General features: G+C 73.7%; 19 protein-coding genes. 10 read left to right on the forward strand and 9 right to left on the reverse strand.

The window, feature by feature from the left end:
- Positions 1–121 precede the first annotated feature (121 nt).
- Complete coding sequence (gene ahcY / locus ACIP9D_RS09810) at positions 122–1,618, forward strand: adenosylhomocysteinase (protein ID WP_350868894.1); 1,497 nt, start codon at positions 122–124, stop codon at positions 1,616–1,618.
- Between the two features lie 58 nt (positions 1,619–1,676).
- Here the strand turns inward: ahcY and ACIP9D_RS09815 are convergent, their stop codons facing one another.
- Genes ACIP9D_RS09815 through ACIP9D_RS09825 form a run of 3 tightly spaced genes read right to left on the reverse strand, consistent with a single transcriptional unit; the run spans position 1,677 to position 3,144 of the window.
- Positions 1,677–1,832 (reverse strand): hypothetical protein, encoded by a 156-nt coding sequence (locus tag ACIP9D_RS09815; protein ID WP_350868896.1) that lies wholly within the window; start codon positions 1,830–1,832, stop codon positions 1,677–1,679.
- Positions 1,829–2,701, reverse strand: a complete 873-nt coding sequence (locus ACIP9D_RS09820) for a tetratricopeptide repeat protein (protein WP_350868898.1) — start codon at positions 2,699–2,701, stop codon at positions 1,829–1,831. Before ACIP9D_RS09820 ends, ACIP9D_RS09815 begins: the two co-directional genes overlap by 4 nt.
- Positions 2,698–3,144, reverse strand: coding sequence for a hypothetical protein (locus tag ACIP9D_RS09825; RefSeq protein WP_350868900.1), 447 nt, complete (start codon positions 3,142–3,144; stop codon positions 2,698–2,700). Before ACIP9D_RS09825 ends, ACIP9D_RS09820 begins: the two co-directional genes overlap by 4 nt.
- A gap of 223 nt (positions 3,145–3,367) precedes the next feature.
- Between ACIP9D_RS09825 and efeU the strand changes: the two genes are divergently transcribed.
- Genes efeU through efeB form a run of 3 tightly spaced genes read left to right on the forward strand, consistent with a single transcriptional unit; the run spans position 3,368 to position 6,837 of the window.
- On the forward strand, positions 3,368–4,384 hold the full coding sequence (gene efeU / locus ACIP9D_RS09830) for an iron uptake transporter permease EfeU (RefSeq protein ID WP_350868902.1): 1,017 nt from the start codon (positions 3,368–3,370) through the stop codon (positions 4,382–4,384).
- 22 nt (positions 4,385–4,406) lie between these two features.
- A complete protein-coding gene (gene efeO / locus ACIP9D_RS09835; protein ID WP_350868904.1) occupies positions 4,407–5,540 on the forward strand; it encodes an iron uptake system protein EfeO in 1,134 nt (377 codons plus the stop codon).
- 19 nt (positions 5,541–5,559) lie between these two features.
- Positions 5,560–6,837 carry an iron uptake transporter deferrochelatase/peroxidase subunit gene (gene efeB / locus ACIP9D_RS09840; RefSeq protein WP_350868906.1) on the forward strand — a complete coding sequence of 426 codons (1,278 nt, stop codon included), beginning with the start codon at positions 5,560–5,562 and terminating at the stop codon, positions 6,835–6,837.
- A gap of 78 nt (positions 6,838–6,915) precedes the next feature.
- Here the strand turns inward: efeB and ACIP9D_RS09845 are convergent, their stop codons facing one another.
- The gene (locus ACIP9D_RS09845; protein WP_350868907.1) at positions 6,916–7,983 is read right to left on the reverse strand and encodes an RDD family protein; all 1,068 of its coding nucleotides are present in this window, start codon (positions 7,981–7,983) and stop codon (positions 6,916–6,918) included.
- Between the two features lie 41 nt (positions 7,984–8,024).
- Between ACIP9D_RS09845 and ACIP9D_RS09850 the strand changes: the two genes are divergently transcribed.
- Positions 8,025–9,044: a stage II sporulation protein M gene (locus ACIP9D_RS09850; protein ID WP_350868909.1), complete on the forward strand. Its 1,020-nt coding sequence runs from the start codon at positions 8,025–8,027 to the stop codon at positions 9,042–9,044.
- Between the two features lie 64 nt (positions 9,045–9,108).
- Here the strand turns inward: ACIP9D_RS09850 and ACIP9D_RS09855 are convergent, their stop codons facing one another.
- Genes ACIP9D_RS09855 through ACIP9D_RS09875 form a run of 5 tightly spaced genes read right to left on the reverse strand, consistent with a single transcriptional unit; the run spans position 9,109 to position 14,480 of the window.
- Complete coding sequence (locus ACIP9D_RS09855) at positions 9,109–10,419, reverse strand: DUF58 domain-containing protein (RefSeq protein ID WP_350868912.1); 1,311 nt, start codon at positions 10,417–10,419, stop codon at positions 9,109–9,111.
- Entirely contained in the window at positions 10,416–11,408 is a 993-nt protein-coding gene (locus ACIP9D_RS09860) for a MoxR family ATPase (RefSeq protein ID WP_350868915.1), read from the reverse strand. Before ACIP9D_RS09860 ends, ACIP9D_RS09855 begins: the two co-directional genes overlap by 4 nt.
- Positions 11,405–12,853 (reverse strand): DUF4350 domain-containing protein, encoded by a 1,449-nt coding sequence (locus tag ACIP9D_RS09865; RefSeq protein ID WP_350868916.1) that lies wholly within the window; start codon positions 12,851–12,853, stop codon positions 11,405–11,407. Before ACIP9D_RS09865 ends, ACIP9D_RS09860 begins: the two co-directional genes overlap by 4 nt.
- Positions 12,850–13,641, reverse strand: coding sequence for a DUF4129 domain-containing protein (locus ACIP9D_RS09870; protein WP_350868918.1), 792 nt, complete (start codon positions 13,639–13,641; stop codon positions 12,850–12,852). Before ACIP9D_RS09870 ends, ACIP9D_RS09865 begins: the two co-directional genes overlap by 4 nt.
- A complete protein-coding gene (locus ACIP9D_RS09875) occupies positions 13,638–14,480 on the reverse strand; it encodes a hypothetical protein (protein ID WP_350868920.1) in 843 nt (280 codons plus the stop codon). The genes ACIP9D_RS09870 and ACIP9D_RS09875 overlap by 4 nt, the downstream gene beginning before the upstream one ends.
- A 206-nt stretch (positions 14,481–14,686) precedes the next feature.
- Here ACIP9D_RS09875 and mtrA point away from each other — a divergent pair, with 206 nt between their 5' ends.
- The 5 genes from mtrA (at position 14,687) to hpf (ending at position 20,574) form a co-directional block, all read left to right on the forward strand.
- Positions 14,687–15,376: an MtrAB system response regulator MtrA gene (mtrA, locus tag ACIP9D_RS09880; protein WP_350868921.1), complete on the forward strand. Its 690-nt coding sequence runs from the start codon at positions 14,687–14,689 to the stop codon at positions 15,374–15,376.
- Positions 15,377–15,466: 90 nt separating this feature from the next.
- Positions 15,467–17,152: an MtrAB system histidine kinase MtrB gene (gene mtrB, locus ACIP9D_RS09885; RefSeq protein WP_350869935.1), complete on the forward strand. Its 1,686-nt coding sequence runs from the start codon at positions 15,467–15,469 to the stop codon at positions 17,150–17,152.
- Positions 17,149–18,960 carry an LpqB family beta-propeller domain-containing protein gene (locus ACIP9D_RS09890; RefSeq protein ID WP_350868923.1) on the forward strand — a complete coding sequence of 604 codons (1,812 nt, stop codon included), beginning with the start codon at positions 17,149–17,151 and terminating at the stop codon, positions 18,958–18,960. Before mtrB ends, ACIP9D_RS09890 begins: the two co-directional genes overlap by 4 nt.
- 46 nt (positions 18,961–19,006) lie before the next feature.
- Positions 19,007–19,678: a ComF family protein gene (locus tag ACIP9D_RS09895; RefSeq protein WP_350869936.1), complete on the forward strand. Its 672-nt coding sequence runs from the start codon at positions 19,007–19,009 to the stop codon at positions 19,676–19,678.
- A 248-nt stretch (positions 19,679–19,926) separates the two neighbouring features.
- The gene (gene hpf, locus ACIP9D_RS09900; protein ID WP_350868924.1) at positions 19,927–20,574 is read left to right on the forward strand and encodes a ribosome hibernation-promoting factor, HPF/YfiA family; all 648 of its coding nucleotides are present in this window, start codon (positions 19,927–19,929) and stop codon (positions 20,572–20,574) included.
- Positions 20,575–20,610: the final 36 nt, after the last annotated feature.

Consider the following 20,610-nt stretch of genomic DNA (forward strand, 5'->3'; position numbering starts at 1 on the left):
ACAACCGACCGCCCCGTGCGCTGTCCGCCACCGGTCCCCGCGTCGACGACCGGCCGGGCCACCGCCGCCCGGCGCGCGTAAGGTGGAGGGTCGCGCAGCACATCGTCCGACAGGAGCTTTCATGACCAGCACCCTCCCGGTGTCCAGCGGGACGCCGTCCGAGGCCCGGCCGAGCACCGTCGCCGAGGGCGACTACAAGGTGGCGGATCTGTCGCTCGCCGAGTTCGGCCGCAAGGAGATCCGGCTCGCCGAGCACGAGATGCCCGGCCTGATGGCGATCCGCCGTGAGTTCGCCGACGCCCAGCCGCTGGCCGGCGCCCGGATCACCGGTTCGCTGCACATGACCATCCAGACGGCCGTCCTCATCGAGACCCTGGTCGCGCTCGGCGCGCAGGTCCGGTGGGCGTCCTGCAACATCTTCTCCACCCAGGACCACGCCGCCGCAGCGATCGTGGTCGGTGCGGAGGGCACGCCCGACGCGCCCGCCGGTGTCCCGGTCTACGCCTGGAAGGGCGAGACGCTCGAGGAGTACTGGTGGTGCACCGAGCAGGTGCTCACCTGGCCGGACGGCCAGGGCCCGAACATGATCCTCGACGACGGCGGTGACGCGACCCTGCTGGTCCACAAGGGCGTCGAGTTCGAGAAGGCGGGCGTCGTGCCGCCGGTCGAGTCCGCCGACTCCGAGGAGTACGCGGTCATCCTGGGCCTGCTGCACCGCACGCTCGCCGAGGACGGGCAGCGCTGGACCCGGGTCGCGTCCACCATCAAGGGCGTCACCGAGGAGACCACCACCGGGGTGCACCGCCTCTACGAGATGCACCGCGCCGGCACGCTGCTCTTCCCGGCCATCAACGTCAACGACGCGGTGACCAAGAGCAAGTTCGACAACAAGTACGGCTGCCGGCACTCGCTGATCGACGGCATCAACCGGGCCACCGACGTGCTGATCGGCGGCAAGATGGCCGTCGTGCTCGGCTACGGCGACGTGGGCAAGGGCTGCGCCGAGTCGCTGCGCGGCCAGGGCGCCCGGGTCGTGGTGACCGAGGTCGACCCGATCTGCGCGCTCCAGGCCGCGATGGACGGCTACCAGGTCGCCACCCTGGACGACGTCGTCGAGCAGGCCGACATCTTCATCACCGCGACCGGCTGCTACGACGTCATCACCAACGAGCACATGGCCCGGATGAAGCACCAGGCCATCGTCGGCAACATCGGCCACTTCGACAACGAGATCGACATGGCCGGCCTGGCCAAGCGCTCGGACGTCACGCGGGAGAACATCAAGCCGCAGGTCGACCTCTGGCGCTTCGACGACGGCCACGCGATCATCGTGCTCTCCGAGGGCCGGCTGCTGAACCTGGGCAACGCCACCGGGCACCCGAGCTTCGTCATGTCGAACTCGTTCTCGAACCAGACGATCGCCCAGATCGAGCTCTTCACCAAGACCGAGGACTACCCGATCGGCGTCTACGTGCTGCCGAAGGCGCTGGACGAGAAGGTCGCCCGTCTGCACCTCGACGCGCTCGGCGCCAAGCTGAGCACGCTCTCCAAGGAGCAGGCCGACTACCTTGGCGTCTCGGTGGAGGGCCCCTTCAAGCCCGAGCACTACCGCTACTGATCGACGTCCGAACGGGCCGGCCGCGGGTGCGGTCGGCCCGTTCGTCGTATCCGGCCGATCAGTGCGGGCCGGAGCGGCGCCGGGGGCGGATCCAGGTCCAGACGCACCAGGCGAGCCAGGCCACCGACACCGCGGTCGCCAACGCCCGCAGCCGCAGCGCGCTCAGCAGGAGGATCACCGCGAGGACCGCCAGCCACGGCCCGAAGCCCTTCACGACCGCCACCGTCCACGTACCAGCCGGCGGACCAGGGCGGGGGCGGTCCACGAGTAGACGCAGTAGGCGATCCAGAGCAGACCGGCCAACCCGGCGAGCAGATCCAGCCCGGCCAGGTTGAGCCCGACCATCACTGTCACCGCGACCAGCCAGGTGCGCAACATCCCCCACCGGTGCAGCGGGCGCAGCGGCAGCAGCAGCGGGTGGGCCAGCACCCGGGCTTCCCAGGCGGCGTTGGCGGCGTCGGCGTCCGCCGGATCATGCGCCACCGCCTGCCCGAAGGACCGGTGCGCGGCATCCATCCGGCCGCGTTGGGCGGCGGCCAGCCCGTGCAGCGCGAGCGCCGCCGGGTGCTCCGGCCAGACACCGAGGAACTCCCGGGCGATCTGCTCCGTCGCCCGGTCGTCGCCCCGGGTGTACGCCAACTGGAAGCGGGACGCGAACACCGCCGGCGACTCCGGGGCGAGCGCGGCGGCCCGGGCGAGCAGCTGTTCCGCCTTGTCGGTCTGGCCCACCGCCGTGCAGAGGTCGGCGTACTGGCAGAGCAGCCAGGGGCTCTCGGGGGCGATGGCCAGCCCGTCGAGCAGCGCCTGTTCGGCCGGGGCGTACTCGCCGCGGTGCCGCAGTGCCAGGCCGAGGCGGCCGAGCAGCTCGGGGTCCGGCCCGAGCTCGGCCAGCCCCTGCCGGGCGGTGGCCACCACGTCGTCCCACCGGTCGAGGTCGGTGAGGGCGGCGGCGCGCAGCCGGAAGGCGGGCGCGCCGATTGCGACGTCGGCGGGGAGCCGGGCGAGTTCCTCCAGGGCGGCGTCGGCCCGGTTCACCTCGAGCAGGTGGGCGGCCCGGGAGAGCGCCAGGTCGGGTGCGGTCATCCGCGATCGACCAGCAGGACCAGCGCGCCCTCGACGAAGCCGAGGAGCAGGATCGCGGCGATGCCGGGCAGCCAGAGCGACGCCGGTTCGCCGCCGCGCAGCTCGTACGCCCGGAACCGGGTCTTCTGGGTGGCCGAGACGGCCAGCCAGACCAGCGCGCCGGCGAGCGACCCGACCAGCCGGGCCGGCCGGGCGTTGGCGTCGGGGAGCAGTGTCACGGTGACCACGATCCGGGCGATCAGCGCGGCCAGGCCGGCGCCGAGCACGGTCAGTACCGCCCGGCGGGTAAGGCCGAGCCGGGCGCCGTTGAGGAGCGCGAGCACGGTGACCGCGGTCGGGCCGCCGAGGATCGCCGGCACCAGCAGCGACTGCGGGCGCCACGGCTTGCGTTTCGTCTGATAGTCGGCCGGCGCGATGGTGGGGGTGAACAGATCGTCGGGCACGGTCGTCCTGTCTGCGGTAGGGGCCGTGCCGGATCCTGCCACAGTCCACCGGCTCGCCGCCCGCCCGCGAGCGGCCACTTGAGCGGTCTCCGTGAGCGGCCGTCGTCAGTGGTCGCGCGGACGGGTGGTGCTGGTCATGAACAACTTGACGAGCCCCTCTGATCAGGAGGAAGGTGTGGCTGCCCTAAGTTAGCTGAGGCGTACCTAACGACCCGGAGCTCCGATGTTCGCCACCTATCTGATCGGCCTGCGCGAGGGCCTGGAAGCGACCCTGGTGGTCAGCATCCTGGTCGCGTTCCTGGTGAAGTCGCAGCGCCGGGACCGGCTGCCCCAGGTGTGGGCCGGCGTGGGCCTGGCGGTGGCGCTCTCGGTGCTCTTCGGCTGGCTGATCGAGTACACCTCCACCACGCTGCTGGCCCGCTCCGAGGACCGCGAGCTGTTCGAGGCGGTGACCTCCGTCGCGGCCGTCGTGTTCGTCACCTGGATGATCTTCTGGATGCGCCGAGCGGCCCGGTCCATCGCCGGCGAGCTGCGCGGCAAGCTGAGCGAGGCGCTCGCGGTCGGCTCCCTCGCGGTGGCCGGGATGGCCTTCCTCGCGGTGATCCGGGAGGGGCTGGAGACGGCGCTCATCTTCTACTCGGCGGCCCAGGGCGCGGCCGGCGACACCGGACCGCTGCTCGCGCTGATCGGCGGCATCGCCACCGCCGTGGTGATCGGCGGACTGCTCTACGCCAGCGCCCTGAGGATCAACCTGTCCCGCTTCTTCACCTGGACCGGCGCGTTGCTGATCCTGGTCGCCGCCGGCATCCTCAAGTACGGCGTGCACGACTTCCAGGAGGCCGGCGTCCTGCCCGGCCTGAACAACCTGGCCTTCGACATCACTACCCTGCTCGACCCCAGCACCTGGTACGCGGCCCTGCTGGCCGGGATGTTCAACATCACCGCCGCGCCCACGGTGCTCGAGACGATCGCCTGGGTCGCCTACGCGGTGCCGGTCCTGGTGCTCTTCCTGCGCCCGGCCCGCCGGGCGACGGCGACCGCCCCCAAGCCCGTGCCGCAGGCGGGCGCCGGCAGCCACGCCGCGCCGCAGGCGAGCACCGACAGCCACGCCGCGGCGCAGGCGGGCGCCCACAGCAAGGCCGCGCCGCAGGTCGGCGCCGACAGCGAGGCCGCGCCCGAGACGGGCACCCGGACCGAGGCCGACATCGACGAGCCGGCGTCCGCGCCGCACCGTGCCTGACCTGACGAGGAGAACTCAACAGATGCGTACCACCCGTTTCCTGGCGCTGGCCGCCGTCGGCGTGCTGGCCTCGGCCGGCGTCGCCGCGTGCTCCGACAGCGACGAGGGAGGCCCGGCCGCGGCCGGTGGCCCGATCGTGGTCAAGGCCAGTGACACCGCCTGCGACGTCGGCGACACCGACCTGAACGCCGGGACGGCCACCTTCAAGATCACGAACTCCGGCGGCAAGGTGACCGAGTTCTACGTCTACGCGAGCGGCGACCGGGTCATGGGCGAGGTGGAGAACATCGCCCCCGGGCTCAGCCGTGAGCTGCACGTCGAGCTGCCCGCCGGCACGTACGAGACGGCCTGCAAGCCCGGGATGAGTGGCAAGGGCATCCGGGGCGCGTTGAAGGTCAGCGGATCGGCCGCGCCGTTGACCGAGGACGCCGCGCTCGCCGGCGCCACCGAGAGCTACCAGCGCTACGTCAAGAGCCAGACGGCCGCCCTGCTGGAGAAGACCGAGGAGTTCGTCGGCGCGGTCAAGGGCGGGGACGTGGCGAAGGCCAAGGAGCTCTTCCCGGTCGCCCGGACCTACTGGGAGCGGATCGAGCCGGTCGCCGAGATCTTCGGTGACCTCGACCCCAAGATCGATGGCCGCGAGGAGGTCATCGAGGAGGGGATGGAGTTCACCGGCTTCCACCGGATCGAGAAGGACCTCTGGACCACCGGCGACATCAGCAAGGACGGCCCGATCGCCGACCGGCTGCTGGTCGACGTCAAGGAGATCGTGAGCAAGGCCAACGCCGAGAAGCTCTCCCCGCTCCAGCTCGCCAACGGCGCCAAGGAACTGCTCGACGAGGTGGCCACCGGCAAGATCACCGGTGAGGAGGACCGCTACTCGCACACCGACCTCTGGGACTTCAGCGCCAACCTCGAGGGCTCGAAGGCGGCCATCTCCGCCCTCCGGCCCGCGCTGGAGCAGCGCTCGCCCGACCTGGTCAAGCAGCTCGACACCGAGTTCGCCAACGTCGAGGCGCTGCTCGGCAAGCACCGGGCCGGCGACGGCTGGAAGCTGCACACCGCGTTGAGCAAGACCGAGCTCAAGGAGCTCTCCGACGGCATCAACGCGCTCGCCGAGCCGATCAGCAAGGTCGCCGCGGTCGTCGCCCGGTGACCGTGGACAGGGGGAGTCGATGAGCGGAAGCAGGGTCTCCCGGCGCCGAGCGATCACGCTCGCCGGCGCCGGGGTGGCCGGTGTCGCCGGAGTCGCGGTCGGCGCTGGCGCGCTGACCCGTGGCCCGGCGGAGCACGCCGCGGCCAGCGACCACGCCGCGGGCGCGGTGCCGTTCCACGGCGAACACCAGGCCGGAATCGTCACGCCGGCCCAGGACCGGCTGCACTTCGTCTCGTTCGACGTCATCACCAAGGACCGGGCCCGCCTGGTCGAGCTGCTCCAGGAGTGGACGGCGGCCGCCGCCCGGATGACCGCCGGCCGGGACGCCGGCGTGCTCGGCGCGGTCGGCGGCATTCCGGAGGCGCCACCGGACGACACCGGTGAGGCGCTGGGCCTGCCGCCGTCGCAGCTCACGTTGACCATCGGCTTCGGGCCGACGCTCTTCCGGGACGCCCAGGGCCGGGACCGGTTCGGCATCGCCGACCGGCGCCCCGCCGCCCTGGCCGACCTGCCCCGGTTCCCCGGTGACGCGTTGCAGCCGCAAATCTCCGGCGGCGACCTCTGCGTTCAGGCGTGCGCCAACGACCCGCAGGTGGCGGTGCACGCGATCCGCAACCTGGCCCGGATCGGCATGGGCGTGGTGAGCGTGCGTTGGTCACAGCTCGGCTTCGGTCGGACCTCGTCCACGTCCCGTGACCAGGCCACCCCGCGCAACCTCTTCGGTTTCAAGGACGGCACCGCCAACCTCAAGGCCGAGGACGGCGACCTGCTCGCCGACCAGCTCTGGGTGCCGGCGGGCGACGGGCCGGAGTGGATGACCGGTGGGTCGTACCTGGTCACCCGCAAGATCCGGATGTTGGTCGAGACCTGGGACCGGACCTCGCTGGCCGAGCAGGAGGAGATCATCGGCCGGGCCAAGGGCAGTGGCGCGCCGCTCGGGCAGCGGGACGAGTTCGAGGAGCCGGACTTCGCCGCGAAGGGCGAGGACGGCCAGCCGCGGATCGCCGAGCACGCGCATGTCACGCTGGCGCACCCCAGCCGGAACAACGGCGCGCACCTGCTGCGCCGTGGCTACAACTTCGTGGACGGCTCGGACGGCCTGGGCCGGCTGGACGCCGGGCTCTTCTTCATCGCCTACCAGCGCGACCCGCGCAAGCAGTTCATTCCGATCCAGACCCAGCTCGCCCGGCACGACGTGCTGAACGAGTACCTGCGGCACGTCTCCAGCGGCCTCTTCGCCTGCCCGCCCGGGGTCCGGGACGGCGGCGACCACTGGGGGCGGACGCTCTTCGCCTGAGCCCTGCCCCCGCTGCGGTGGGGTGGCTGGACGCTGTCGACCTGCACCGGAAATGGGGCGGGGCCGCGAACCCGTAGCTCAGCTGCCGGGTCGCTCGGCGGTCGCGCTCGCGGGGCGTACCACTGCGGGGCCGGCCTGGGTCGGCGGCGCGGAGGTGGTCGACGGCCGCAGCAGCGGCGGGCCGGCCTGGGCCGGTGGCGCCGGTGGCTTCGCGGCCGGCGCGGCGACCTCAGGCGCGGCCGGGCGGATCGGCTCGGCCGGCGGGGTGGGCATCAGCTCCGGCCAGAGCGCCGCGGTCGCCGCCCGGGTGCGGCGCATCCGATGCATCGCCCGGCGGTGCCGCTCGCCGAGGACCGCGGCCAGGTAGACGGTCTCCGACGCGGCCAGCGGCGGGGGCGGGGTGGTCACCGCGGCCACCTCGGTCCAGAGGCCCCGGGCCAGCCGGGTCCGGTCCGGCTCGACGAGCTGGTGCACCCGGGCCAGATAGTGCCGGGCGGCGAGCGCCAGTTCGTCGTCGAGCCGGGTCAGGTCCAGCGTGTACGCCCAGCTGACCAGCGGCGGTACGGCGGTCGGGACCGGCCGCCACACGGCTGCGGTGCGGGTGTGGATGACCAGCGTGCCGGCCACCAGGTCGCCGAGCCGACGGCCGCGCCGGTCGGTCAGCATCACCGTCACTCCGGCCACCCAGCTGAGCAGTGGCAGCACCAGGCCGGGCCACTCGACGGCGACCCCCACCAGGGCCCGGGTCAGTGACTGCCGCAGCTCGACCGGGCCGCCGTCGGCGCTGACCACCCGCAGGCCGACCGCGAACTTGCCCGGGGTGCGCCCGCCGGCGAACCGCTCGAAGAGCACCGGGTAGCCGACCAGCACCAGGATCAGCGCGATCGTGCCGGTCGCACCGGTGATCGCGGCGTCGACCAGCTCGATCGGCAGGGCCGCGAAGACGAGCCCCGCCAGCATGGCCAGCACCAGCGCGAGAGCCAGCTGGCACAGCACGTCGACCAGTAGGGCGAGCACCCGGGAACCGAGTCGGGCGGCCCGGATGTCCAGCTCGACGGCCTCGCCGCTGACCAGCCCGGCGTCGCTTTCGGCGACCGTTCGGGCGGCTGCCCGGGTGCCGGCGGGCGATGGTGGTTGCGCGCTCACCCCGACAGTGAACACTATGATCGCCGGGACGGGGGTGGGGCGTGGATCTCGACGCGTACGTCGCGGAGCACGGTGGCCAGTGGCGGCGGCTGGAAGAGCTGTGCAAGCGTCGCCATCTGGACGCCGCCGACGTCGACGAGCTGGTTGTGCTCTACCAGCGCGCGACCACTCAGCTCTCCGCGCTGCGCAGCCGGTCACCCGATCCGGCGCTGGTCAATCAGCTCTCCCAGCTGGTGCTGCGGGCCCGGGCCCGGCTCACCGGCCGGTCCCGCCCCTCCTGGGCGGCGGTCACCCGCTTCGTGCTGGTCGGCTTCCCCGGCGCGGTCTACCGTGCCTGGCCCTGGTGGTGCGGGGTGGCGACCGGCTTCAGCCTGCTCAGCTTCTTCCTGATCTGGTTCGTCGCGAACAACCCGGACACCGCCGGCGCGTTCATCGGCGAGCAGGCTGCGGCGGAGCTGGTCGACTCCGGGTTCGCCGGTTACTACACCGAGTTCTCCGCACCGACCTTCGCCTTCCACCTCTGGACACACAACGCCTGGATCGCCGCCCAGTGCCTGGCGTCCGGGGTGCTGATCGTGCCGGTCTTCTACCTGCTCTGGGAAAACGCGCTGAACATCGGCGTGGTCGGCGGGGTGATGGTCTCCTACGGCCGGGCGGATGTCTTCTTCGGCCTGATCACCCCGCATGGCCTGCTGGAGTTGACCGGGGTGTTCGTGGCCGCCGGGGTGGGGTTGCGGACGGCCTGGGCCTGGATCGCGCCGCCGGTCGAGCTGAGCCGGGGCCAGGCGGTGGCCCGGGCCGGGCGCTCCGCGATCCTGGTCGCCGTGGGCCTGGTCGGGCTCTTCGCGGTCTCCGCGTTCGTCGAGGCGTTCATCACCCCGGCGCCGGTGCCGATCGCGCTCCGGGTGGCCTGCGGCGCCGCCGTCTGGCTCGCCTTCCTCGCCTACGTCCTCATCCTCGGCCACCGCGCCACCGCCACCCCCGCACCCCACCCCGTTGATCAGCCGAACCTGGTTGATCATGAAGTTGTTGCCGCGACACGCCGAGGCGGCGGGCAATAACTTCATGATCAACCGGAGGGCGCCGGGCGCCCGGCGCCGGTGGGGGCTGGTGGGCGTTGGTGGTTCAGAGTTGGCCGAGGGCCTTGAGGCGTAGGTAGGTGTCGGCGAGGGTGGTGGCCAGGGCGCCGGCCGGGGCGTCGACCACCGTGACGCCGTGCCGGGCCAGGGCGCTGCGGACGCGGTCCCGCTCGGCCAGCGCCCGCCAGCCGGCCGCCGCGGCGTAGGCGTCCTCCGGTCGGGTCGGCGTGCCGGCGGTCAACGCCGACAGCACCGGGTCGTGGGTCGCCGCGATCAGCACCCGGTGCCGGGCGGCCAGCCGGGGCAGCACCGGCAGCAGCCCCTCGCCGAGCGCGCCCGCCTCCAGCGCGGTGAAGAGCACCACCAGGCTGCGCTGGCGCTGCCGGCGGAGCACCTCACCGGCGATCAGCTCGAAATCCGTCTCGACCAGCGCCGGCTGGAGCGGGGCGAGCGCGTGCACCAGCCGGGGAAGCAGCGCCGGTCGGCCGGTGCCGGTGACCGTGGCCCGGACCGCGGTGTCCGCGGCCAGCAGGTCGACCCGGTCGCCGGCCCGGGCGGCGAGCGCGGTGAGCAGCAGGGCCGCGTCGATGGCGGTGTCCAGTCGGGGCTCGTCGCCGACCCGGATCGCCGACGTGCGGCCGGTGTCGAGCACGCAGACCAGCCGCCGGTCCCGCTCCGGCCGCCAGGTACGCACCAGCACGTCCGCCTGCCGGGCGCTGGCACGCCAGTCGATCGACCGCACGTCGTCGCCGACCACGTACTCGCGCAGGGTGTCGAACTCGGTGCCCTGGCCGCGTCCCCGGCTGACCTGGGTGCCGTCGATCACCCGCAGCCGGGCCAGCTTCTCCGGCAGATGCCGTCGGGAGTCGAACCGGGGCAGCACCCGCAGGGTCCACGGTGGCGTGGCGGGCCGGCCGGCGCGCTGGCGGAACGCCAACCGCAGCGGGCCGAACGAGCGGACGGTCAGCGCGGCGGCCGCCCGGTCACCGCGCCGGGTCGGGGTGAGCCGGCTGGGCAGCAGCAGCGTGCCGCCCGGGGGCACCGTGACGATCCGGTGCGGCGGGATGTCCGGGCGGGCGCCGGCCGACGGCACCCAGGCGTCGCGCACCTGGGCGCGCAGCGTACGCGGGGAGGGGTTGTCGATTTGGAGGGTGACCGTCGCGGTGCCGCCGAGGCGGACCACCCGCTCGCCCTCGCGCTGCGCGGTCAGCTCCGCCGGCGGGACCGCCAGCAGCCGGTCCACCCCCACCAGCAGCAGCACGCCGCCGGTCATCAGCAGCACCCCGGCGAACGGCGACGGCCAGAGCGGCAGGGTCAGCGCCCCGACCGCCAGCAGCACCGCCGCCCGCCACGTCATCGCGGCGTCGGCACGGTGGCGAGCACCGTGTCCAGTACCGCGTCGACCGCGACGCCCTCCAGCTCCACCTCCGGCCGCAGCCGGAGCCGGTGCCGCAGGGCGGGCCGGGCCACCGCCTTGACGTCGTCGGGAACCACGTGGTCCCGCCCGGCCAGCCAGGCCCACGCCTTGGCGGTGTTCAGCAGCGCGGTGGCGCCACGCGGCGAGGCGCCCAGCTCCAGGGCGGGGGTGCTGCGGGTGGCCCGGCAGAGGTCCACGAGGTAGCCGAGGAGCGGCTCGGCGACGTGCACCCCGCCGACCGCCGCCCGGGCCGCGGCCAGATCGGCCGCGGTCGCCACCGGCCGTACGCCGGCTGCGGCCAGGTTGCGCGGGTCGAAGCCGGCGTGGTGGGCGCGGAGCACCCCCAACTCCTCCTCCCGGCTGGGCAGCGGCACGGTGAGCTTGAGCAGGAACCGGTCGAGCTGCGCCTCGGGCAGTGGGTAGGTGCCCTCGTACTCGATCGGGTTCTGGGTGGCGGCCACGATGAACGGGTCGGGCAGCGGGCGCCGTCCGCCCTCCACCGACACCTGTCGCTCCTCCATCACTTCCAGCAGCGCCGACTGGGTCTTCGGCGGGGTCCGGTTGATCTCGTCGGCGAGGAGGATGTTGGTGAAGACCGGGCCCTCGCGGAAGGTGAACGCGGCGGTGTGCGGGTCGAAGATCAGCGAGCCGGTGACGTCGCCGGGCATCAGGTCGGGGGTGAACTGCACCCGCTTCGAGTCCAGGTCCAGCGCGGTGGCCACGGTACGGATCAGCAGCGTCTTGGCCACCCCCGGTACGCCCTCCAGCAGCACGTGCCCCCGGCAGAGCAGGGCGATCACCAACCCGGTGACCACCGCGTCCTGGCCGACGACCGCCTTGCCGACCTCGGCCCGCAGCCGGTGCAGGGCGGCACGCGCGTCGTCGGGGCCGATGTGCGGCAGCTCGGTGGTTCCGGCGGGTCGGGTCACCGGGGTCCTCCTTCGGTCGGGTCGGGTCGTGGCGGTTCGGCGGGGTGCGCCCGGTCGGGCGGAAAGTCGACGACGGTCCGGACGATCCGGTCCAGCGACCGGGCCAGGTCCAGCAGCTGCCGGTCGGTGTCCGGGTCGGCGCCGTACAGCAGCTCCTCGGTCTCGCCCGGGCCGTCGCCGGTGCGGGCGGCGACGGCCGCGGCCACCCGGTCCGACGGTGTGTCCACCGGCAGGTTCAGCCGGGGCAGCAGGCGGGTCAGGGTGGCGGCCCGCAGCGTCCGGGCCGCCGGTCCGCGCGCGCCGGCCCGACGGTAGAGCCGGGCCCGGCCGAGAACCGTCTCGGCGGCCCGTACGGTCACCGGCAGCGGTTCCGGTGCCGGCGCTCCGAGTCGGCGGGCCCGCCAGAGCACGGCGAGCAGCAGCGCCAGCGCGAGCTGCGCGAGCAGGGCCCAGAACCACAGCGGGAAGGCGGCCCAGAGCGGGTTCGGCGGGTTCTGGTCTGCGCTGCCGGCCGAGTTCTCGCCGCTTTGTTCGCCTCCGCTCGACGAGTCGTCGGAGCCGCTGCCCGGTGCGCCGGGCCGGGGGTTGGGGGTGCCGCTGCCCGGCTCCTCGCCGGGGGAGTCGCCGGGTTCGGACGTCTCGCTCGGCTGACCCGCGGTGCCGGGGGCGCCCGGCGGGGGTGGGGCGGGACCGTCCAGATCCAGCCAGAGCACCCGGCCGCGCACCCCGAGCAGGGCGGTGGCCAGTTCCCGGTTGTCGGGCTCGTCGATCCGGTCGTTGCGGAACGGGTCGTCGGCGCCCACCACCACGGTTTCGGCGGCACCGGGCAGCCGGGCCAGCCCGGCCGCGAAGCAGAGGTCGACGTCGCCGTCGGACGCGTACCGCTGGCGTGCTGCCGCGGCCTGGCGCACCGCGCCCAGCTCGGTCAGCGGGCAGGCTCGTCCGGCGGTCTCCGGACCGACCAGCTTGGTGGTCCAGCGCCGGTCGGTCCGGTGCAGCGGCACGGCGGCGCCGGCCAGCACCCGTCGGGACGGGTCCACCAGCACCAGCCGGGTGCCGGTGGGCAGCGTGCTCAGCCCGCCCAGAGTGTCCGGGTGCAGCAGGTCGGGGGCGGGCACGAACAGGGTGGCGGGACCGGCGCGGGTGGCCAGCAGCGCGGGCACGAGATCGGTCTCCCGCTGCACCGTGACTCCGCGCTGGCGCAGTGCGTCGGCCAGCCGGCTGCCACCGTGCCCGCTGGTCTCCACCGGGGAGAGGTAGCCCGGGTCGTCGGGGTCGGGCCGGTCCACCGCCCGGGTGATCAGGCTGGTGGCGATCAGCGCGGCGACCAGCCCGAACGGCACGGCGATCCGGTACCAGCGACGCCGTGGACGGGCCGGCGTGGGGCGCGGCGCGGCGGAGTCCGCGGTGGCCGGTCGGGCGGCGGTCTGCGGTGTGGCGGTCACGGTCGGTCCTCCCGGGCGCCGGCCGGCTCGGACCGGGCGGCCGGCCCGCCGGCGTTGCCGAGGGCGTCGGTTCCGCCGCCGTGCTGCCCGGGGACGGTAACCGGGCCGCCGGCCGCTCCGGGTACGCCGTCCGCTCCGGTTACGCCGCCCGGTCCGGGTACGCCGCCCGGCGCGGCACCGGTGCTGGGCGGCTCGACGAGCGCCCGGTGCAGGTCGGCGGCGAGTTCCCGCATCCGCCGGTCGTGCTCGGCCGAGGCGGGCCGCTGGGCGTACCAGAGCTCGGCGAAGATCGCACCGGCGGCCGCGACCGGCGGGCCGGTGGGCGGCCGGTTCCGCGCCGCGGTCGCGCCGACCTCGAGCACGGTGAGCCCGGGCTGCCGGGGCACCACCTGTCGGCTGACCAGCTCGCCGATCATGTCGCGCAGCCGCTCCCGGACCGCCTCGGCGTAGCGCCCCTCCGCGGCGAGCCGGTCGGCCAGCGAGAGGTGTGCGGGGCCCGGAGTGTCCGGCGGCAGCGGCGCGAGCGCAGTCGGCTCGGTCGCGGGGGCGGCCTTGCGTGCGGGGCGTCGCCGGCGTCGGAAGCGGGGGAGCCGGGGCCGGCGCAGTCGGGGCAGGCGCAGCCGGGGCAGGCGGATCCGGGGCAGCCGGCGGGGTACCCAGGCCGGAAAGGTGTGCCAGGCCAGCGCGGCCAGCGCCGCGGCGACGACCAGCAGCAACGCCACCAGCGGCAGCGGCACGTGATCACCGAGCGCCGCCGTGGTCTCGGTCCACCACCGGCTGAAGCTCATCGGCCGGCCGCCCGCAGGACCGGCTCCGGCGTGCCGGCCGGCGCTCGGGAGAGCAGGATGTCCAGGCCTTCGGTGCGCATCCGGGTCTCCAGGTGCAGCACCGCGTCGAGGCAGGCCAGCGCCGGGTAGGCGACGCTGTTCACGCCGGCCCAGACCAGCAGGGCGACCGGCACCGCCCAGCCGGCGTCGAACAGGTCGAGCCGGTTCAGCCCGAGCAGTGCGCCGGTCGCCAGGCCGACCCGGAGCACCCACCAGCCGAGATAGCCGAGCAGTCGGATCAGCCCGGCCCGGGCCCCGCCGCGTACGGCCAGAGCCGCCGCCCGGGGCAGGGCGCGTGGCGCCGAGACGCGGTCGACGACGAGCGCGGGCACGAGCCCGCCGAGCAGGGCGAACCCGACGAGCCAGGCCGGCCCGAACAGCGCGGCGGTGAGCATCAGCGCGCCGACCACCGGCGCGAGCAGCAGCGTGGACCCCCACCGGGCGCCGGCGGGCCGGAGCACCTCGCGGGGACGGGCGGCGCTGCCGAGCAGTGCCGCTCCGGCGGCCCGGGCGGCCGGGTTGCCGAGCAGCGTGATGATCACGGCCTCGGTCGCCGCGCCGACGGCCAGCAGGAGCCAGTACGAGGCGAAGTGCCCGCTGGCGAACCACCAGATCGGCGGGCCGGCGCCGGCTGCGAGCCGCAGGGGCAGCAGCAGGAGTTGTTCGCCGACGGCGAGCACGGCGGCGAACGGCACCAGTATCCGGGCCTGTTCGCGCAGCAGCAGGACCGCCGAGTCCAGCAGCTCGCCCACGGTGAGCGGGCGGCGCGGAAGCACGGCGATCGGGCCGGCGTCGGGCACGCGTACTCCTGGGGGACGAGCGACGGTGGCGCGCGGCGGCGCACGCAGGGATCATGGTTACACGCCCGGTTCGATCCGGTGGTCCGCAGGTCGGTGCCGGCGCGCGGTCCCGGCGGCGCGGATCTCTGTGGCAAGCTTGCCGGCGGCGATACTGTGCCGGGTGACGCCGGTCCCACCGAACTGAATGGGGATGGAATATTAATCCCATGAGAGCCCGGGTACTGGTGGTCGACGACGACCCCGCGCTCGCGGAGATGCTCGGCATCGTGCTGCGCAGTGAGGGCTTCCTGCCCTCATTCGTCGCTGACGGGGAACGGGCGCTGGCCGCGTTCCGCGACAGTCGGCCCGACATCGTGCTGCTTGACCTGATGCTGCCCGGAATGAGCGGTATCGACGTGGCGCGGGCGATCCGGACCGAGTCCGGTGTGCCGATCGTGATGCTGACCGCCAAGAGCGACACCGTCGATGTGGTGCTCGGGCTGGAGTCCGGCGCCGACGACTACGTGGTCAAGCCGTTCAAGCCCAAGGAGCTGGTGGCCCGGATGCGGGCCCGGCTGCGCCGGGGCGAGGACGTGGCGCCGGAGATGCTGACCATCGGGCCACCCGGCAACCAGATCAGCATCGACGTCCCCGCGCACACGGTCAGCCGCAACGGCGAGGAGGTGAAGCTGACGCCGCTGGAGTTCGACCTGTTGGTCGCGCTCGCCCGCAAGCCGCGTCAGGTCTTCACCCGCGAGGTGCTGCTCGAACAGGTCTGGGGATATCGGCACGCGGCCGACACCCGGCTGGTCAACGTGCACGTGCAGCGGCTCCGGGCCAAGATCGAGCCGGATCCCGAGCGGCCGGAAATCATCCTCACCGTGCGGGGCGTGGGCTACAAGGCGGGTACCGGATAGCCTGGTCACACTGTGGCCTCCTCCCCGCTCCCGCACCCCGAGACAGCGATTCCCCGCCGGCGAGGCGTCGGCGGGGAGCTGTGGCGTGCGCTGGTCGGGCGGGTCGCCCGGCTGATCGCCGGCGGGCACCAGACCTGGCGGCGCTCGCTCCAGGTCCGGGTGGTCACGATCACCCTGGTCGCGTCGAGCCTCCTGGTCGGCGGGTTCGCCTATCTGATCGCTGACAAGATCACCGGAATTCTGCTGGAGAACGCCAAGACCGACGTTCGGCTCCGGCTCAACAGCGGCGCGGACTACACGGCCAAACAGGTCTACCTCTACGGCCAGCCGCAGGAGGCCCAGCTCCAGGAGACCATCGAGGGCACGGTCAACTACCTGGCCGGCGGTGACCCACAGCAGACCAGCGGGGTGGTGGTCGCGATCACCGCGGACGGCTTCCCGGGGCTCATCCAGACCCGGACGGCCCCGGTGGCCAACGTCCAGCCGCTGATCAGCCGGGAGCTGCGGGCCGCGGTCGCCAACGGCAACGTGGCCAGCCAGATCGGCACCGGCCGGCTCACCGGCGAGCGGACCAAATACCTGGTGTACGGCTCGCCGGTGCCGACCCGGTTCGGCCAGATCGAGCTCTACTACCTCGTGCCGCTGGCCCGCCAGGACGCCACCGCCGCCGACGCGCGAGCCACCGTGGTGGCCACCGGTGCGGCCCTGGTGGTGCTGCTCGGGCTGCTCGCGGCCCTGGTCACCCGGCTGGTGGTCAACCCGGTCCGGGTGGCCGCCCGGACGGCCCAGCGGCTCTCCGCGGGCCTGCTCGACCAGCGGATGGTGGTCAACGGGGAGGACGACCTCGCGCTGCTCGCCGCCTCGTTCAACCAGATGGCGACCAACCTCCAGCGGCAGATCATGCGCCTGGAGGAGATGTCCCGGCTGCAACGCCGGTTCACCTCGGACGTCTCGCACGAGCTGCGTACCCCGCTCACCACGGTCCGGATGGCGGCCGACCTGATCTTCGCCGAGCGCGGCGAGTTCGATCCGGCGGTGTCGCGCAGCGCCGAGCTGCTCCAGGCCGAGCTGGACCGGTTCGAGGAGTTGCTCACCGACCTGCTGGAGATCAGCCGGTTCGACGCGGGCTTCGCCATGCTCGACTCCGAGCCGACCGACCTTGTGCCGGTCGTGCACCGGGTGGCGGAGCGGCTGGCCGGCCTGGCCGAGCGGGTCGGCGTGCCGATCGAGCTGGACCTGCCCGGCACCGAGGTGATCGCCGAGGTGGATCCGCGTCGCGTCGAGCGGGTGCTGCGCAACCTGGTCGGCAACGCGGTGGAGCACGGCGAGGGCCGGCCGGTGCTGATCACGCTGGGCATTGACGAGGCCGCCGTGGCGATCACCGTCCGGGACCACGGCGTGGGGCTCAAGCCGGGCGAGGAGAAGCTGGTCTTCAACCGGTTCTGGCGGGCGGACCCGTCCCGGGCCCGGCAGACTGGCGGCACCGGGCTGGGTCTGTCGATCAGCCTGGAGGACGCCAGGCTGCACGGCGGCTGGCTGGAGGCGTGGGGCGCGCCCGGGCAGGGCGCCCAGTTCCGGCTCACCCTGCCGGCCCGCGCCGGGGACCGGCTGACCACCTCGCCGCTGCGCCTGGTGCCCGAGGACGCCCGGCTGCCGTTCGGCGGCCCGCGCGACGGCGGCCCGTTGGCGATCGGCCCGGGCTCGGACGGCGCACTGGCCATCACCCCGGCGCCGGCCGTCGACGCGCAGACCACTCGGGCGGAGGTGCGTTCGTGAGGCGACGGTTCATGGCCGGGGCGCTCTGCGGTGCCCTGGCGGTCGCCGGGTTCACCGGGTGCGGCATCCCGGAGCGCTCCGACGTGCAAATCGATGAGCGGCGGGAGCCGGCGGCCGAGTCCGGCTCGGTCAACGGCCGGCCCAGCGAGCCGCCGAGCCGGGCGTCGAGCGGCGCGGACGCCGAGAAGTTCGTCGGCAATTTCCTCGCCGCCGCGGCCGGCGAGCCGGACCGGGCGTACTACCGGGTCAAGCAGTTCATCGCTCCGGAGGCCAAGGGCAAGCTGCAGGAGAAGCAGGGCAGCGAGGTCGCGTTGACCGTGGTCCGGCCGGTGGACCGGCCGGTCTTCACCGGAAACAGCGACGGCACCACCACGGTGCGGATCGCCGTGCAGCAGCTGGGTCTGCTCCGCACCGACGGCGTCCTGGTCCCGCCCGTCTCCACCGAGACGCAGTACGAGTTCAAGTTGCGCAGCGCGTCCCCGGCCGGCCCGGGCGACGACGGCGGCGGTCTCTTCGTCCTCGACCCGCCGAACGTGCTGCTGCTCAGCGACACCGCGCTGCGGGACTACTACCAGGGCGAGTCGATCTACTTCTGGAACACGGCGCGGACCCAGCTGGTGCCCGACCAGCGCTACCTGCCGCTGGCCGTGCCGGCCGAGCGGCGGCTCAACGAGGTGGTGAAGTGGCTGGTCGGCGGTCCGTCCGACTGGCTGCGGCCGGGCGTGGTGGGCCTGCCCGACCGGACCGAGATGATCAACAACGCCACCGGCGGGAACGGCCGCTGGGAGGTCAACCTGGACATGTCCAGCGACGACCGGGCGAGGGTCGACCAGCTCGTCACCCAGCTCGCCTGGTCGCTGCCGGAGCTGGACGGTCAGCTGGAGCTGAAGATCCGCAACAATCCGGCGGCGACCGCGGACCTCGCCGAGCGGCGGCGGTCGAATCTGCTCTACCCGCTCAGGCAGGGCCCGCAACGTTTCGGCGTGTACGAGGGGTCGGTCCGCCCGCTCGACTTCACCGGTGAGCCCAGTGGTCCCGTGCCGGTGAAGCCCGAGGAGAACCGCAACGTGGTGTCGGCCGGATTCGCCCGGGCCGGCGAGGAGGTCCTCGCCGCGCTGGTGGTGAAGGCGTCCGGGCGTCAGCGGTTGGCCGTCGGCGCCGGCGCCAACCCGGTGACCCTCTTCGCCAAGAGCCCGGACCACGGCGCGTTCGGCCGGCCGGTCTGGCTGCGGGCCGCCGACCCGCAGCAACCCCAGGGGCTGGTGGTGGCCGACGGCAAGCTCTACCGGTTCAACCTGAGCGGGCAGCTGAACCAGGTGGTGCTCAACCTGCCGGCCGGTGAGGTGACCGCGGTCGCCGCCTCGCTGGACGGCCAGCGGATCGCCCTGATCGCCGGGGGCGCGCTCTACGTGGCGGCGGTCAACCTCGACGGCGGCGCGGTGGCGGTCGGGCCGCCCCGACGGGTGGTCACCTCGCTGACCGGGCTCTCGGCGGTGGACTGGGGCGGTGAGGACCGGCTCTTCGTGGCCGGCTCGGGCGGCCGGTCGGCGATCAACGAGATCACCGTGGACGGCGCCCTGCAGACCCCACTGACCAACGAGGTGGGCGCCAAGGTGACGCACCTGTCCGCCTACCCGACCAACCCGAGCGTCCAGGTGCCGGCCGGGGCCTTCATGTACGAGGCGAACGGGGTGGCCTACCGGAGCAACCCGCTCGACCGGATCCAGCCCGAGCAGGTGCTCGACGTCGCGCCGCCGCCGACCGGCGTCCGCCCCGGCAACCCGTCCGCCCCCTTCTTCCTCTACTGACACCGTGCGCGGCCTCGGCGGGCTCTGGACCGACCTCGGCGACCTGGTGCTGCCCGCCGACTGCGCCGGCTGCCGGCAGCGCCGCCCCGGGCTGCGGCACGGGGTCTGCCCCGAGTGCGTGGCGGTGCTCGACGCGCTGAGCCCGCACCCGGTCCGCCCCACTCCCGCCCCGCCCGGACTGCCACCCTGCTTCGCCCTCGGCCCGTACGCCGGACCGCTGCGCGAGGCGCTTCTCGCGTACAAGGAGCACGGCCGGCACGGGCTGGCCCGGCCGCTGGGCGCGTTGCTCGCCGAGGTCGTCGCCGGCGCCGTCGGCCCGGTCCGGCCGGTGGCGCTGGTCCCGGTGCCGGACACCGCGGCGGCGGCCCGAGCCCGCTACGGCGACCACCTGGACCGGCTGGCCCGGGTCTGCGCCGACCGGCTGCGCCGGGCCGGTTGGCCGGTGCGGGTGCTCCGGCCGCTGCGGGCGCTGCCCCGGCCGGACTCGGTGACGCTGGACAGCGCCGGTCGCGCGGCCGCCGCCGAGGCGGCGTTCCGGCCCCGGCCGGCCCGGTGGGCCGAACGGCGCACTGCGGACGCGGCGGCGCTGGTGCTGCTCGACGACATCGTCACCACCGGGGTCACCCTCGCCGCGGTAGCCCGCACGCTGCGCGCGACCATCGGTTCACCCACGGTCGCCGCGGTGCTCGCGGCGACCGAGAAACGGCAACAGCCGTAACCGTTCGTGTTTCCGTTTCACCCGTAGGTGTAATGAGCTGTGAAAATCCTGGCCGTTCCGGCAACCAGGGGTGACTGCCGGGGGAACAGGAGTTAGCGTTTTCCTGTCGGGGGTAGGAGGTCTTCCCACCCGCTCCCGGCGGGGAAAGGAGGCGTAGCCGCACTGACCGGTCGACGCCGAGCGGGGGTCTCCCCCCGGGCGAACGGCCGGGTCGACCGGATCGAAGACGTCCGAACAAGGGAGGTCACGTGGACATCGTGGTCAAGGGCCGAAATGTCGAAGTGCCGGACCATTACCGGGTGCACGTAGCCGAGAAACTCGCCAAGATTGAACGCTACGATCACAAACTTATTCGAGTCGATGTCGAGCTGTTCCACGAGCGCAATCCGCGCCAGGCCGATCATTGCCAGCGGGTGGAGATCACCTGCGTTTCCCGTGGCCCGGTGATCCGGGCCGAGGCCTGCACGAACGACTTCTACAGCGCGCTCGACGCCGCCATCGCCAAGCTCGACACCCGGCTGCGCCGTGCGGCCGACCGGCGCCGGGTCCACCGGGGCCGGCACGCCCCGCTCTCCGTCGCCGCCGCCACCGCCGGCCTGCCGGTCGCCGACCTCGGCAGCGACCCACTGGGCGCGCTCAGCGACGACGGTCGTGCCACCACCGCCACCGCCACCGCGGTCGCGGAGCGGGTCGAGGAGGAGCACGACGACCAGCCCTGGCACATCGCGCGGGAGAAGGTGCACCCCGCCGAGCCGATGACCATCGACGACGCCCTGTTCCAGATGGAACTCGTCGGCCACGACTTCTACCTGTTCCAGGACAAGGAGTCCGGCCGTCCCAGCGTGGTCTACCGTCGGCACGCCTACGACTACGGAATCATCTCGCTGGCCACCTGAGCGCCGGTCGGGTCGACCCGGAGAGCCGCGGTGGTC

Origin of the sequence: Micromonospora sp. NPDC093243 (genome assembly GCF_044753725.1) — a bacterium.
In the GTDB taxonomy this organism is placed as follows: Bacteria; Actinomycetota; Actinomycetes; order Mycobacteriales; family Micromonosporaceae; genus Micromonospora.